Consider the following 14,690-nt stretch of genomic DNA (forward strand, 5'->3'; position numbering starts at 1 on the left):
CCGATAGTCGATCCCCTCAGCTAAAACTGGGGGGCTTAGAAATCGGATTTAAAACCTAAACCGTTAAAACATACACTAATCAACATCTTTTCTTGATTAGCCAATCTTTACCGGACAACAGTGAACGCAGTGAAGGATCTATTATCCGCCATGCTTCTTCGCCCTGTACAGTCTGCGAATAGATCCTTCGTTCCTCAGGATGACAAACCTTTTTAACGTCATTTCACTTTCTGAGTTTTACCAAATTTTAAAACTCAGAATCACAAGACTATTTAAAAACGCAATTCTCCTTAATCTGCAAGCTCGCGCAGGTCAACAGGAACCACGCGCGAAATACCCTGCTCAACCATGGTTACACCATAAATTACATCGGTACTGGCAATGGTGCGCTTGTTATGCGATACAATGATGAATTGCGAATCTTTTGAAAAGGTGCGGATAATATTGTTGAATTTATCAATATTAGTATCATCAAGCGGGGCATCTACCTCATCAAAAATACAGAAGGGAGCCGGTTTAAGCAGGTAAAGCGAAAACAGGATAGCGGTAGCTGTAAGGGTTTTTTCGCCTCCTGAGAGTTGGTTGATGGAGAGCGGGCGTTTTCCTTTTGGTTTGGCAATGATATCAATGTCCGATTCTAAAGGATGATTAGGGTCGGTAAGGATCAGGTCGCAGGAATCCTCATCATTAAACAGGGAGCGAAACACCTTAATAAAATTCTCACGTACCATAATAAAGGCATGCATAAATTTTTCTTTGGCGGTATCATCAATCTCCTGTATAGTAGCCAGCAGGGATGCCTTAGCCTCGCTCAGATCCTTCTTTTGTGCCTGGATAAAGGTATAGCGCTCATTCATCTCGTTGTAGGCCTCAACCGCCATAGGGTTGATAGCACCAAAATCATCCAGTTGTTTTTTTAGCTTGTCGGCCTTTTCGCGCAGGTCATGCTCACTTTCTGCCGGCGTTTCGGTTTCCGGTAAATCTTCAATGTCAATATTAAATTCAACGGATAAGCGCTCCTTTAGGGCATTCAGTTCCAGTTTAAGGTTATTGCGTTCGTCCCTGAGTTCGTTTTCAATAACCTCATGATTATCTTTTTTGCGCCTTAGCGCCGTAACTTCATTTTCGTTTTCGGTGATAATTCCACGCCATTGGTAATACTCCTGCTCGGCTTGCTGGGTGGCCTTTTCAAGGTTTTCCTTTTGCTCGTACATTTCCAGCAAGTCATCGTCGGAGTTGTCTGATTGTTTCAGGTTGTCCTGTATGGCTGCTTTTACTTTCTCCAGTTCGCTGCTGTTTTGTTTGATGCGCACCTCCAGGCTTTCCTGCTGGTTATCGCGGTATTCCAGGTCTTTTACTAAGCCTGATACTTTATTTTGCTGCTGATGGAAACGGATATTCTCCTGGTTATAAGCGTTTGATTGTACCGATACATATTCATTCAGCTCGTTAAAGGCAGCCTGTTTATCGACCAGCATTTCGCTTTGGATCTGCTTTTGCGCTTTTAATTCGGCAAGCTGCGGATGCAGGGCCATCATTTCATCTTTAATACCTGCAATTTTGCGGGCTATGTCATCCTTGCGGTTAAGGCTGTTCTCAATAAATGTTTGATACTGTTCCTGCCGGGTTTTAACGGTGATGAGCTCGGTATTTAACCGGTTAATGATCATCTGCTGCTCATTGATCTCGGCGCTTTTGGTAGATGAGCGTAAGCCCGAAAGTTTACTTTGCAACTCATCTGTTTTGCTTTTTTGAGCGTTAACCAGGTTTTCAATACCCTTAATTTCTTTCGCCAGGTTCTCCAAATTCTTGGCCCGCCCAATCCGCTTACCCTCAAACAAACCTACAGACCCACCGGCCATGGTATGCTTTGATTTATTGAACTTACCACTCTTGCCTATTATGACAACGCCATCAGGTAAGGCGGCATTGTTAATTTGCAGGTCCTTATCATCATCAACCAGGTAAACATCTTTTAATAAATGGTTACAAAGGCGGGCGTATCTTTTATCAACCTCAATAACCTGTAGGGCCGAAACTGCGCCTGCATTTTCAAAAATAGGGTTAACAGGTACTATTTCCTCGTAATTTTCCAGTATAAAGAAGTGCGCGCGGCCCCTCGCGGCATTACTTAACAGTTGTATGGCCTTTATAGCTTCATCGTAGTTATCAACTACGTAATAGTTCATGAGTGGTTCCATGTAGTTTTCTATGGCTACCCGGTACTCTTCCTTACAAAAAAGCACATCGCTAAACAGGGGGGCATTTTTGGCCCAGTCGGCATTTTTCTTTAAAAAGCGGATAGATTCCGGGAAACCTTCCAGGTTATCAACCATGCTTTTGGTAAGGTTGTACTCGTTTTGTTTGGCATCAAGCTTACGACTTTCTTTGATGATGGTATCCTTTACCAAACTCAATGTCGAATCAGTTTCGGCTATCTGCTCTTTTAATTTATTCTCAAAATCCAAAGCCGACTGGTAGTCATAATCCAGTGTTTCCTTACGGTTTTGCAGCTCGGCAACTACCTGGTTAAAGTGCGAAAGTTCTACCTCTTTATTGGTAGTATCTTCCATGTTGCGCTGGCTCTCCTGCTCCAAAGCCTGTTGCTGAATTTGCAGTATGTCAATATCCTTTTCGGCTTTGTAGGCCTGGTTTTGCAGCCGGGTGTTAATGCCGGTGATCTCCGTTAGCTCATTGCGGGCTTCGGCCTGTTGTGCTCTTAACTCATCAACAGCCTCCTTAAGATCCAGCAAACGGCTTTGGATGGTTTGCAGATTTTCATCCTCCAAAGCCTTTTCTTCGGATAGGCGCTTAATGTTATAAAAAACGTGGTTAAGCTGGTTTTTATCTTTGTCCAGCTCCTCGGTTAATCTTGATTCTTTATCCTGTTGAAACTTCAGCTGCTCGTTCTTGATCTTTTTCTCACTTTCATAAGCACGGATCTTGGATACAAACTCGTTAGTGGTTTTTTGCTGTACCGAAAGATTTTTTTCTTTGGTGATGCTGTCCAGCTTCTGCTGTTGCAGTGCGGCTTCCAGGGTATCTATCTGGGCAACAATGCCACCTTTTTCGGCTTTTTGCTGTTGCTCCTGGTTCTCAATTTTCTTTAATGATTCGCTGAACGATACAATTCTGAAAGATGCCAGCATAATGCTGAGCGATTTGTATTGCTCTTTGATGCGGTAATAACGCTCGGTTTTTTTGGCCTGGTTCTCCAGTGTTTTCAGATTTTTCTCTATCTCGAAAAGCAAGTCTTCCACACGTTCGAGGTCGGCCTCGGTATCTTTTAGCTTGCTGAATGTTTGTTTTTTACGAAGCTTGTATTTAGAGATACCAGATGCTTCCTCGAACAAATTACGGCGCGAGCCTTCCTTGTTGGTAATGATCTCATCAATCATCCGCAGCTCGATGATGGAGTAGGAGTCGGAGCCGATTCCGGTATCCAGGAACAGGTCTGTAATATCTTTTAGGCGGCACTGTACATCATTGAGGCGGTACTCACTTTCGCCGGTGCGGTAAAGCTTCCGGGTAAGGGTAACCTGCGAATAATCTGTTGGCAGTACGTTTTTGGTATTGTCAAAAGTAAGGGAAACTTCGGCAAGGTTGGCCGATTTGCGACTCTTTGTGCCGTTGAAGATGACGTTGTCCATCTTCTCTGAGCGCAGCATGCGGGTGCTTTGTTCGCCAAGTACCCAACGTATGGCATCAACCACGTTTGATTTGCCGCAGCCATTGGGCCCCACAATTGCAGTTACACCCTCATTAAAATTAATGGTGATCTTATCTCCAAAACTCTTAAAGCCCTTGATTTCTAAGCGGGTAAGCTGCATTTATTTTGTTGTATCCTTGCAAAAAATTTAACCTTCAAAGTAATCATAAAAAAATGGTTTTTGAAACTTTTTTTAGCGGGATAAGAAGAAGATAAGGTGAAAGTTTAACGGCGATAGGTTTGGCTTTACCATGATACTATGCCAATCTTACCACGGTTGAATAAGAACGAAAGAATATTAGTTTTAAGGATTTTTAATTTCAGAAAAATATTAGCTTTGAAGGCTAAACCTATTCACGATGACCAAATATCTCTATTCCATTATTTATGCCCTCACTGCTATTTCGTGCACATCCAATAATACTATTGGCGTTGTAAACGCCGATACGAAAACGTCTGATGTGAAGCAATCTGTTACGGCAGGTAAGAAGGCTAAAGATAATGGTATGAAAGCTGTTACTGATACTTCTATGGCGGGGCGCCTGCAGGGTTATTGGGCTGTAGACAGTTTGGAGAATGCAACTTTTACGGTTGATAAGAACAAATTCTACTATCCCGATCAGCATGCCTATTACGCCTACAAAATTAAAGGCGACTCGGTAATAGTTACTTACGATGATTTCAAGGAGGCTTTTAAAATAGAATTTAAAGGCACGGATTCATTAACCATGAGTAATTCAAATGGCGTAAGTAAGTTTTTCAGGTTTAAATAATTTGTATGCTTTAGACTGATTTAAGCCAGGGGGCTTGGATCATGTTGCCCGCGAGTTACCTCGCGGGAGTTAACTAAAACCTTATCTCTCCTCTTAAATAGGTAACCGCTTTGCCGCTCATCAGCACACGGTCGCCTTTTAGCTCGCACCAAAGTTCGCCGCGGCGGGCCGAGATCTGGTAGGCGTGGAGCTTGTTTTTACCCAGTCTTTTTGCCCAATAGGGTATCAGGTTGCAATGTGCCGATCCAGTAACCGGGTCTTCGGGGATACCTGCGCCGGGCGCGAAGAAACGGGAAACAAAATCAGAGTTATCACCGGGGGCAGTGGCTATAATGCCCACAGTATCCATTTTCGACATTGCAAAAAAGTCGGGCGTAAGGTCTTTGATGTCCTGCTCAGTTTTGTAAACGATGAAATAATCCCTTGATCTTAAAAAGGCCAGTGGCTCCTTTTCGCCCAGTGATTCGGCCAGTCCGTTTGGTGGTTCAATGGGTATGGGCGGCCTTGAGGGGAAATCCATCGTGTATTTATCACCATCGCGTTTCACAATAAGCGTTCCTGCTTTTACAGTTTCAAATAATATAGAATCGCCGGTGTAGCCCAATTCGGTAAATATGATATGTGCCGACGCCAGTGTAGCATGTCCGCACAGGTCAATCTCATACTCGGGAGTAAACCAGCGTAGTTTGTAACCGGCATCTGTTTTTACAAAAAAGGCGGTTTCGGCCAGGTTGTTCTCTATAGCTATTTTTTGCATGGTGGCGTCGGGCAACCACTCCGTAAGCGGGCAGGTGGCTGCCGGGTTGCCGCCAAACAAAGTATCGGTAAACGCATCGGCCTGGTATATGGGAATAGTCATATAAAAAATGGTATAGTTTAGCTAATATACTAAGTAGAGTCAAGAATCAAGAGGTAAGAATTAAGATTATAAAAAAAAACTATTTGTCGTCCTGAACGATAGTGAAGGATCTATTATTCGCTATACTTCTTCGCCCTGTATAGTCTGCGAATAGATTCTTCGCGATGCAGCCTTTGACGTGTTGTTGAAAAATTTTTCATGACGTGTTAAAAAACTATTTGTCATCCTGAACGCAGTGAAGGATCTGTTATTCGCCATGCTTTTCGCCCTGTACAGTCTGTGAATAGATCCTTCGTACCTCAGGATGACAAACTTTTTAAAACGTCATTTCCCCTTCAGAGTCACCCGAAATTTTCAAACTCATAACGACAAAGCTTTTTTTAAATTTCATTTCCCTTTCAATGTCCAGTTTTAATTCTTGATTCCAATCTCCTCACTCTTTCTTCCTACTCAATCCATAAAACGGAATTTCCGGTATCATATTCGTTTTTCTCGTATAATTTATTTCCGGGATCCAGCACCCATTGGCCGTCTACCAAGAATTTATAACGGTATTTGCCCGGTTTAAGGTAAAGGCCGATGGTCCATTCGTCGCCGTTATGGGCCAGCGTAAAACCGTCCGGATCCCAGTTGTTAAAATTACCGGCAAGATGAACCACCTTTGCATTGGGGTAGCCCTTAAGCTTAAAAGTATAGTTGGGTTTAACCGCGATAAAAGAATTAACAACGCCATCTTCCACAACGGTGCGCTTATTCAGCGGATCGGTGATCCAATTGTCATCCACTATAAATTTATAGCCATAATTACCAGCCGGGATAATTAAAGGCAAAGCCCACCCGGTTGCTGTTTTTTTGAGCGCTATTTCGCCTGGTTTCCAGTTATTAAAAGTGCCGGCTACATATACTTTACGCGCGTTTGTATATCCGTCGAGGGTAAAATTAACAGTCTCGCCCAGGTTGATTACCGAATTGGTATGACCGTCAACATCTTTTACTGTTACCGGATTAGCCGGATCTGTAAACCACTGCCCATCTACTAAAAACCGGTAGGTATGCATTCCATCGTGCAGGTAAAATTTGGTTTCCCAGCTGTTGCCCTTTTTTTGCAGGATGATGGTATTGGCATCCCAGTTATTAAAGCTACCTGCAAGGGTAATTTTATGCGCACCTGCAAAGCCGCTCAGCCTGAAAGTGTGGTTGTAGCGGTAATAAACCGAGTTTACATCACTAAAGCCATCCGGGTGCTGCTGCAGATTGCTTCTATCTCGCTGCCACTTGCCGTCTATAATGTATTTGTACTCATACACACCTGCGGCGAGCTTTACATCGGCTATCCAGCCGCTGTCCGTTTTAATCATAGCGCCCTTTAAGGTGCTCCAATTATTGAAATTACCCGATAATAAAACACGTTTCGACTTCAAAAAACCAGGCAAGTAAAAACGGGTTAAGCCCGATGGAAGCTCGTAAACATTAAGCTGCGAGAATTTATTAATTCCAAATGTTTCATCGGCGGGGTAACCGGGACGCCCTTCATTTTCATTGGAGATATTGGTGGTTATAAGAAAAGGCTTGTTTTGCGCATTAATGTTCAAGTCGGTGAGTGACCTATCAAACTGAATTAAATTTTTTGAGCGTTTATTTATATTCCAGCCATCCTTTTTAAAAGCCGAGTAATCGCCGTTAAAAAAAGCAGTTGCGGTGGCGCCTTTTACACCGGCTGCTTTAAACAGGCTATCCAGCTCCTGTTTTGACGAGCGCATATCAAGCAGCAGGATCAAATGATCCTTACCTAAAACCAGCGAACTGCGTTTTTGCGCCTTTGTTTCAGAAACGAAACAACTGAGCAACAATAAAAATAGGACGATTGATCTGTACTTTTTCATACTACTGGTTAGTGTAAATGTACATTTCAAATTCTTTTTTAACAAAGTTGATGCTGAATATACCGCGGATAAAAAAATCATACCCCAATATTCCGTCAACGGCATGCCCGTAAGCTTTGCCCATTTTATCCAGGCTGGTTAATAGCACCCGGTTTTTCATAAATCGGCGGTCTCCAATTTTCAGGGTATCAAAACGGGCGTATATCACCTCGAATGATGAACCGCCAATCCCTGTAGTTTTGGTACGGTTAAGCACCTGCATACCAGGTAACAGTTTACGCACGCGGTCATAATCCATCAGGTTGGTTTCTGCACCGGTATCAAAGGCGAACCATAACGGGCTATCATTGGCAATGCCCTTAATAAATATCACATCGTTTAAATACTTAAAGGGGGTAACCATCCAGGGATCATGAAAAGCCTTTTCGCCCTGCGGAATATTGCCGTCTTCTTTGAGTTTATGAATGTATAGCGTATTCCTGAACAGGTCTACAGTAATGGCAAATTTGTTAAACAACCTTGTACCCAGCAAGCCCAATATTTTAATGTTGCGGCTGTTTTCTATGGCCGATAGATCGGTAACATCGGCGGTAAGCCTGGAATAATGCAGATCGAGGATATTGAAATTATACACATTAGTAGTAAATGTGGCGGCTCCCGTACCATTTAAACCTGCCGATTCCTGCTCTGTTATTTGCGGCATATACCTAAAGTAAGTGGCGTTTAAAACGAGGTATGGCGCACCGGTATCCAGTACAAAATTGCCAACTAAGCTATCAATCTGCGCTTCTACAATGATGAGGTTGCCGGCCCGTTTTATGGGGACTATCAGCGTATTGAAATCTCCGGAAGGGTCTGGGTCAGGGTCGCGAATGGCGTTTTTAAAGGTGATACCGTTTATAGGTATGTTATTGCTGCATTGGCCTTGGTGCCAGCAAACAGCTAATAAACATATCATCAAATATAAGTAACTACGGGGCATCACAGGGCTGTTTGTATAGTAGACACGGCGAAATGACTATATGTTACAGCTTGCAATATTTAATTAATGTGGCTAAGGTATCCGTAAGTAATCAGCTCATCCCGATGCTTAATTGGCCGGGTGTAGCCATTGGTTATCAGGATTATCCTGTCGCTTACATCTAAAATGTTGTAATACTGGTGATCTGTTAAAATGATCCCCTTCACCTTGGCGCATTTTTTTATGATAGCCTTAAACATTTCTGCCTGCATGGGCGATATATGGGTAAAAGGCTCATCCAGTAAAATAAAATCGGCTTTGCTGTAAATAACCATCAGGGTTTCCAGCTGCCTTACCTCACCGCCTGAAAGCTCGCCAATGGTTTTCTCGCAATGATCATGGTAAACGGGATGGGCCGAAAAATCATCCCAAAATCGGTCGTCGATAATGCTTTTGGCCAGTTTTTTAATTTTGATGCCTTTAGGCAGGTAGTTATGCTGGGGCAGGTAGGCAATACGCCTGTTGTGATACCCTTTTTTAATGTATTCGCCATTGATGCTTACATGTTTATAAGCGGGAGTAAGCGTACCAAACATGATGCGTAATAATGATGATTTACCGCAGCCGTTGCGGCCAAGGATGCCCAATACCTCGCCCTGTTTGCATTCCAGGTAAACATCCTGCAGAATCTTTCGCCCGTCAAATTCCAGGAGCACGCTGTCGGTTTTTAAAATGAGAGGCTCCAATTTTTTAGCGGATTGTTGATAGTGATAAAAGGATACTGAAGGTAATAAGATCGAAACTGAACACATAAAAGTATAAGCGACGAACGCTATAACCCGCATTGCGGAAATAGAAGTAGGTTTTGGTTGAGTTAAAGTTGAGATACTGAATGCCCAGGATAGAAGCATAGCTGAATAGCTTGCACAGGAAAGCAAGTGGGATATTTAACTGGCGGGAAAGTACATAATAGATACAGGCGAAAGTGGCCAGCAAACACCATACAAGTGTCGGTTTATAAAAATACCAGGCTATTTTTAAGGTGTTGTACATTTAACTAATTATGACAGGTTAAGCTAAATAACGGGAACTTAGGTTTTAAATTTTATTGGGTTTGAAATTATTGTATGCAACCTACCCACGATGTGTTTGAAAAAAGTCTTTTGTCATGCTGAGTGATAAAATTTGGCGAAACTCTGAAGGTGAAATGACGGAAACTAACCAAGGTTAAGACTCACCCCGTCGAGGCTACGCCCGACACCCCTCTCTTCAACTTCGTTGGAAAGAGGGGGTTGAAATCTAGAATTAACTTTTTTGACCCTCTTTCCGGCGCAGCCGAAGAGAGGGGCGCCTTCCGCGAAGGGCGGACCGGCGGGGTGAGTCGTTGCCAGCATACAGAGCCGATTGACTGGTATGAAACAAACACGTCAGGGGTAGTCTGTCGAAGCATGCGGGCAAAGGCCTCTGCGCGCGCCCCTTCGACAGGCTCAGGGTGACAGGCCGTTTAAGAATAGATCATTGGGAGAACAAATCATACAAATGCAAAAAGCCACTGGCTTTTCACCAATGGCTTCTCTTAAATATTTTTGAAGGAAGATTAACCCAGATACGATTTTAAAATTTTGCTACGCGAGGTGTGGCGTAAACGTTGCAGGGCTTTGTCTTTAATCTGGCGTACACGTTCGCGGGTTAGATTAAATTTTTCGCCAATCTCCTCTAAGGATAGGGGGTGGTTGGTGCCTAAACCAAAGAATAATATAATGATCTCGCGTTCACGCTCGGTTAACGTTGATAATGACCGTTTGATCTCTTCAGATAATGATTCGTTAATTAAAATAGAATCGGTATCCGGTTCATGATTTTCCAGTACATCAAGCAGGGTGTTTTCTTCGCCCTGTACAAACGGGGCATCCATAGATACATGGCGGCCCGAGTTGCTTAAGGTATCAGATATTTTATCAACAGTAGTTTCCAGGATGTCGGCAAGTTCCTCTGGCGATGGCTCGCGCTCATACTCCTGCTCCAGCTTTGAAAACGCTTTACTTATTTTACTTAATGAGCCTACCTGGTTCAGCGGTAAACGCACGATACGTGATTGCTCGGCAATGGCCTGCAATATCGACTGGCGAATCCACCATACGGCGTAGGATATAAATTTAAAACCCTTAGTTTCGTCAAAACGTTTGGCTGCTTTAATTAAACCCAGGTTTCCTTCGTTAATTAAATCGCCAAGGGTTAAACCCTGGTTTTGATATTGTTTAGCAACAGATACAACAAAGCGTAAATTAGTTTTAGTTAAACGCTCTAATGCGGCCTGGTCGCCTTCACGTATTTTTTGGGCTAATATTACTTCTTCTTCGGCAGTTATCAAATCAACTTTACCAATTTCGTGAAGATATTTATCCAGCGATTGTGACTCGCGATTGGTAATGGATTGCGTTATTTTGAGTTGTCTCATCTATTTAATAAAACTTTCTATCCGTTATATTCTGAATAGAACGTATAAAGTTAAAAATTTGTTCTAAAATAAAACATATAAATTGACAATGGCAAGTAGCTGATATAAATAAAAAAATAAATTTAATAAAATAAAAGTCGACTAATATTTATCGTTAAATAATAAATATTAGTCGAATTTTGATGAATTATATTTTACTTTGCATGTAATTTAATGATATGGTAATGAAAAAAATACGAAGATTACAGGTGTTGGTTTATATAGCATTTGGCTTGTTTTTTATTCAGAATGGAGCAGTTGATGCATTGCGGGGTTTTAAAGAGGGTTTAAGCGATGGAACGGGCTTAAAAAGCAGCGGTTTTACACAAGGATCGCCCCTGCATCCTGTTATAGATGGCAGTTTTATAACTCACCAGGCCGATGGTGAGTTAAGGATAGGCGACGACTACATTATGCGGGATATTAACATTACCAGCGAAGTGCGGGTTAATGCTGATAAATTGGTAACTCCCTGGATAATAAGGGTGGCAACAATTGTGCTGATACTGAGTATTGTAATTATTATGGGCAAAATGGCTTACACCATAAACAGGGTAATTCAACATATTGCTGAAGGCAACATGTTTCAGCTGGTATGTATTAAGCAGATAAAAAATATCGGGATGCTATTGCTCTCCTACTCACTGGTTGATTTTGGATATCAGCTTATAATGTATTATGAACAAAGGCTTTTGATCCATTCGCCATTGAAGGTGATAAACACATCCTCTTTTGATTTTGTAGCCTTGATAATTGCCATATTGGTTTTCATTATTGCTGAGGCCTTTAAACAAGGTGCAAAGCTTAAGGAAGAGCAGGCCCTAACCATTTAACCCATGCCGATAATCATAAATCTTGATGTGATGATGGCAAAACGCAAAATGTCATTAAACGAACTGAGCGATAGGGTAGGTATTACCATATCCAACCTATCTGTCCTTAAAACAGGTAAGGCAAAAGCTATCCGTATAGAAACCCTGGAAGCGATATGCAAAGCACTGGATTGCCAGCCGGGAGATATTTTGGAATACGCACAACCGGCTGTTATTGAGAGTGTTAATAAATGGAATCATGGGGCGGATAGTAATGACATGTAGGCGTTATAAACAAACAATGGCCATGTTAATTGCTATGAGTTTAAAATACCAGTGGGTACTGAAAGGAAAATGACCTTTAAAAAGTTTGTCATCCTGAACGATAGTGAAGGATCTATTCGCAGACTGTACAGGGCGAAGAAGCATGGCGAATAATAGATCCTTCACTATCGTTCAGGATGACAAAAGGTTTTTTATAAACCCTACACCTCGCTCAGTTTAAAAGTATCCTTCACCCTGATGCCTTTTTCAGTTTGTTGCAATGTGCAGCATTCGTTAATAGGATCATGTTCAAAGTAGAGGATGTAGTCGTTCTCCACAGCTTCGGTCAGGAACACCTTTTTCTCCTGGAGGGTAGTAAGCGGAAACATGTCATAAGCCATTACATAAGGCAGCGGAAGGTGCCCTACAGAGGGAAGCAGATCGGCCATGTAAAGGATTTGTTTGCCCATATAGTTGATGAGTGGCAGCATCATGGCTTCGGTATGGCCGGATACAAAACGGATATTGAAATCTTTGGTAAAAGCTATGCCATCCTCTGGAGCGATAAATTGCAGCTGACCGCTCTCCTGGATCGGTAATATGTTCTCCTTTAAAAAAGAAGCCTTTTCACGATCATTGGGATAAACGGCCCAGTCCCAATGTTTAGGATTGCTCCAGTAAGCGGCATTTTTAAATGCAGGCGATAGCTTTTCGCCCTCTCTGATCACGGCACCGCCAACGTGATCAAAATGCAGGTGGGTTAAAAACACATCAGTAATATCATCCCGGTGAAAACCGAGTGCAGCTAATGAGCTATCCAACGTAGCATCGCCATGTAAATAATAATAACTAAAAAACTTCTGGTCCTGCTTATTACCTATGCCGGTATCAATCAGGATCAACCGGCCTTCATCCTCCACAAGCAGGCAGCGTAAAGCCCAGGTGCAAAGGTTGTTGGCATCGGCCGGGTTAGTTTTATTCCAAATTGTTTTTGGTACCACGCCAAACATGGCGCCACCATCTAATTTAAAAAAGCCGGTATCTATTGTGTGTAGTTTCATAGAGGGTCAATAGTATAGAGAGTCAATAGTCGATGGTCCATAGACCATGGTTTTAATAGAGGTTTTAGTAAAAGGCGCAAAAGCTGATAGTCCAAAGTTAAAAAATAGCTATTGACTATGGTCTATCGTCCACGGACTTCATTTTGCCAATAAATAAGCACAAAAAAGCCGATAGCTCAAAGTTAAAAAAATAACAATGGACTATCGGCTATCGTTTATGGGACTTCTTTTACAAGTGTATTACTTCGTCATAAGCGGCTGCTGCAGCTTCCATAACAGCTTCGCTCATGGTTGGGTGCGGGTGAACCGATTTAATGATTTCATGACCGGTAGCTTCCAGCTTGCGGGCGGTAACCACTTCGGCAATCATTTCGGTTACGTTGTAGCCCAGCATGTGTGCGCCAAGGAATTCGCCATATTTGGCATCAAAGATCAGTTTTACGAAACCATCTTTAGCGCCGGCGGCACTTGCCTTGCCCGATGCCGAGAATGGGAATTTACCAACCCTGATCTCGTAACCTGCTTCTTTAGCCGCTTTTTCGGTATAACCTACCGATGCAACCTCTGGTGAGCAATAGGTACAACCCGGAATGTTATTATAATCTAAAGGATGCGGGTTTTGACCCGCAATTTTTTCCACGCAAATAATACCTTCGGCAGATGCAACGTGCGCAAGCGCCTGGCCTTTTACTATATCACCAATAGCGTAAACGCCTTCAATATTGGTTTTGTAATAATCATCAACCAGTACTTTACCTCTTTCGGTTTTAACGCCAACTTCTTCCAGGCCAATGCCTTCGATGTTGGTAGCAATACCTACGGCCGATAACACCACTTCGGCTTCAATAACCTCGGTACCTGTTGCGGTTTTGATATTTACTTTACAAAGTTCGCCGCTGGTATCTACAGATTCAACATTTGAACCGGTCATGATGTTGATACCCTGTTTTTTAAGAATACGTTGCAGGTTTCTTGAAATTTCTTCATCCTCCAACGGAACAATATTATCTAAAAATTCCACTACAGTTACTTTGGTACCTATTGCATTATAAAAATAAGCAAACTCAATACCTATAGCACCAGAGCCAACAACCACTAATGATTTTGGCTGTTTAGGCAATACCATTGCCTGTCGGTAACCAATTACTTTAACGCCATCCTGTTTAAGGTTTGGTAACTCGCGTGAGCGGCCACCGGTTGCAATAATGATATTTTTAGCAGTGATTTGTTTGGTTGAGCCATCATTAAGCTTTACTTCAACAACGCCTTTTGATTTTAATTTACCAAAACCGTTTACAACATCGATTTTGTTTTTTTTCATTAAAAACTGTACGCCCTTGCTCATGCCATCGGCAACACCGCGGCTACGTTTAACAACAGCTGCAAAATCAACTTCGCCGGCACCGTTAATTTTAATACCGTAATCCTGCGAGTGATTAAGGTATTCAAATACCTGGGCGCTTTTTATTAAAGCTTTGGTTGGGATACAACCCCAGTTAAGACAAATACCACCTAATGATTCTTTTTCAATGATGGCAGTTTTTAAACCGAGTTGTGAAGCGCGGATTGCTGCTACATAACCACCCGGGCCTGACCCTATAACAATTAAATCGTAGTCCATATTTTTAATGATATACTTTGATAACTAAATTTTTGTTTTGTACGGATTATAGCGGGATGTGTTATTTACCGCAGGCGCTATAATTTTAAAGGCCCAAAGCTAAGTAAAAACAGGCGAAATGAGAAAATTGAACAATTTACCAGGGCGATAAAAATTTATTTTTACAGCACAATGTTTTCTGGGGCTTAAAGCAAGGAAATAATTATGAATATCATATAATATCTACCTATTTACTTGTGATTATTTATGA

12 protein-coding genes are annotated in these 14,690 nt (G+C 42.2%); 3 read left to right on the forward strand and 9 right to left on the reverse strand.

Translation table 11 applies throughout. The features are described 5' to 3' along the window. Window positions 1-290 precede the first annotated feature (290 nt). Entirely contained in the window at window positions 291-3,830 is a 3,540-nt protein-coding gene (smc, locus tag Q0R88_RS20530; RefSeq protein ID WP_295719824.1) for a chromosome segregation protein SMC, read from the reverse strand. A gap of 238 nt (window positions 3,831-4,068) precedes the next feature. On the opposite strand from smc, the gene Q0R88_RS20535 reads away from it, so the two are divergent. Further along, window positions 4,069-4,482 (forward strand): hypothetical protein, encoded by a 414-nt coding sequence (locus Q0R88_RS20535; RefSeq protein ID WP_295719826.1) that lies wholly within the window; start codon window positions 4,069-4,071, stop codon window positions 4,480-4,482. 73 nt (window positions 4,483-4,555) lie between these two features. On the opposite strand, the gene Q0R88_RS20540 is transcribed toward Q0R88_RS20535, so the two are convergent. The 6 genes from Q0R88_RS20540 to Q0R88_RS20565 form a co-directional block, all read right to left on the reverse strand. Continuing rightward, window positions 4,556-5,341, reverse strand: a complete 786-nt coding sequence (locus Q0R88_RS20540) for a PhzF family phenazine biosynthesis protein (RefSeq protein ID WP_295719828.1) — start codon at window positions 5,339-5,341, stop codon at window positions 4,556-4,558. Between the two features lie 446 nt (window positions 5,342-5,787). Beyond that, window positions 5,788-7,224 (reverse strand): hypothetical protein, encoded by a 1,437-nt coding sequence (locus Q0R88_RS20545; protein WP_295719830.1) that lies wholly within the window; start codon window positions 7,222-7,224, stop codon window positions 5,788-5,790. 1 nt (window position 7,225) lies between these two features. Then, a complete protein-coding gene (locus tag Q0R88_RS20550; protein ID WP_295719832.1) occupies window positions 7,226-8,182 on the reverse strand; it encodes a pepsin/retropepsin-like aspartic protease family protein in 957 nt (318 codons plus the stop codon). An 83-nt stretch (window positions 8,183-8,265) separates the two neighbouring features. Next, a complete protein-coding gene (locus Q0R88_RS20555) occupies window positions 8,266-8,931 on the reverse strand; it encodes an ABC transporter ATP-binding protein (protein WP_295719834.1) in 666 nt (221 codons plus the stop codon). A 4-nt stretch (window positions 8,932-8,935) separates the two neighbouring features. Then, the gene (locus tag Q0R88_RS20560) at window positions 8,936-9,238 is read right to left on the reverse strand and encodes a hypothetical protein (RefSeq protein ID WP_295719836.1); all 303 of its coding nucleotides are present in this window, start codon (window positions 9,236-9,238) and stop codon (window positions 8,936-8,938) included. A 544-nt stretch (window positions 9,239-9,782) separates the two neighbouring features. Further along, window positions 9,783-10,643 (reverse strand): RNA polymerase sigma factor RpoD/SigA, encoded by an 861-nt coding sequence (locus Q0R88_RS20565; protein WP_295719838.1) that lies wholly within the window; start codon window positions 10,641-10,643, stop codon window positions 9,783-9,785. 224 nt (window positions 10,644-10,867) lie between these two features. On the opposite strand from Q0R88_RS20565, the gene Q0R88_RS20570 reads away from it, so the two are divergent. Further along, a complete protein-coding gene (locus tag Q0R88_RS20570; protein WP_295719839.1) occupies window positions 10,868-11,515 on the forward strand; it encodes a DUF2975 domain-containing protein in 648 nt (215 codons plus the stop codon). A 3-nt stretch (window positions 11,516-11,518) separates the two neighbouring features. Beyond that, window positions 11,519-11,779: a helix-turn-helix transcriptional regulator gene (locus tag Q0R88_RS20575; protein ID WP_295719841.1), complete on the forward strand. Its 261-nt coding sequence runs from the start codon at window positions 11,519-11,521 to the stop codon at window positions 11,777-11,779. A gap of 200 nt (window positions 11,780-11,979) precedes the next feature. On the opposite strand, the gene Q0R88_RS20580 is transcribed toward Q0R88_RS20575, so the two are convergent. Continuing rightward, complete coding sequence (locus tag Q0R88_RS20580) at window positions 11,980-12,819, reverse strand: MBL fold metallo-hydrolase (protein ID WP_295719843.1); 840 nt, start codon at window positions 12,817-12,819, stop codon at window positions 11,980-11,982. Window positions 12,820-13,048: 229 nt separating this feature from the next. Further along, entirely contained in the window at window positions 13,049-14,440 is a 1,392-nt protein-coding gene (gene lpdA, locus Q0R88_RS20585) for a dihydrolipoyl dehydrogenase (protein WP_295719846.1), read from the reverse strand. Between the last annotated feature and the right edge of the window lie 250 nt (window positions 14,441-14,690).

The organism is Mucilaginibacter sp. (assembly GCF_025362475.1).
Lineage (GTDB): Bacteria > Bacteroidota > Bacteroidia > Sphingobacteriales > Sphingobacteriaceae > Mucilaginibacter.

Bases quoted from the DNA above. Each gene is read 5' to 3' on its own strand.
- smc (WP_295719824.1), bottom strand. From the start codon at position 3,830: ATGCAGCTTACCCGCTTAGAAATCAAGGGCTTTAAGAGTTTTGGAGAT.
- Q0R88_RS20535 (WP_295719826.1), top strand. From the start codon at position 4,069: ATGACCAAATATCTCTATTCCATTATTTATGCCCTCACTGCTATTTCG.
- Q0R88_RS20540 (WP_295719828.1), bottom strand. From the start codon at position 5,341: ATGACTATTCCCATATACCAGGCCGATGCGTTTACCGATACTTTGTTT.
- Q0R88_RS20545 (WP_295719830.1), bottom strand. From the start codon at position 7,224: ATGAAAAAGTACAGATCAATCGTCCTATTTTTATTGTTGCTCAGTTGT.
- Q0R88_RS20550 (WP_295719832.1), bottom strand. From the start codon at position 8,182: ATGATATGTTTATTAGCTGTTTGCTGGCACCAAGGCCAATGCAGCAAT.
- Q0R88_RS20560 (WP_295719836.1), bottom strand. From the start codon at position 9,238: ATGTACAACACCTTAAAAATAGCCTGGTATTTTTATAAACCGACACTT.
- Q0R88_RS20565 (WP_295719838.1), bottom strand. From the start codon at position 10,643: ATGAGACAACTCAAAATAACGCAATCCATTACCAATCGCGAGTCACAA.
- Q0R88_RS20570 (WP_295719839.1), top strand. From the start codon at position 10,868: ATGAAAAAAATACGAAGATTACAGGTGTTGGTTTATATAGCATTTGGC.
- Q0R88_RS20575 (WP_295719841.1), top strand. From the start codon at position 11,519: ATGCCGATAATCATAAATCTTGATGTGATGATGGCAAAACGCAAAATG.
- Q0R88_RS20580 (WP_295719843.1), bottom strand. From the start codon at position 12,819: ATGAAACTACACACAATAGATACCGGCTTTTTTAAATTAGATGGTGGC.
- lpdA (WP_295719846.1), bottom strand. From the start codon at position 14,440: ATGGACTACGATTTAATTGTTATAGGGTCAGGCCCGGGTGGTTATGTA.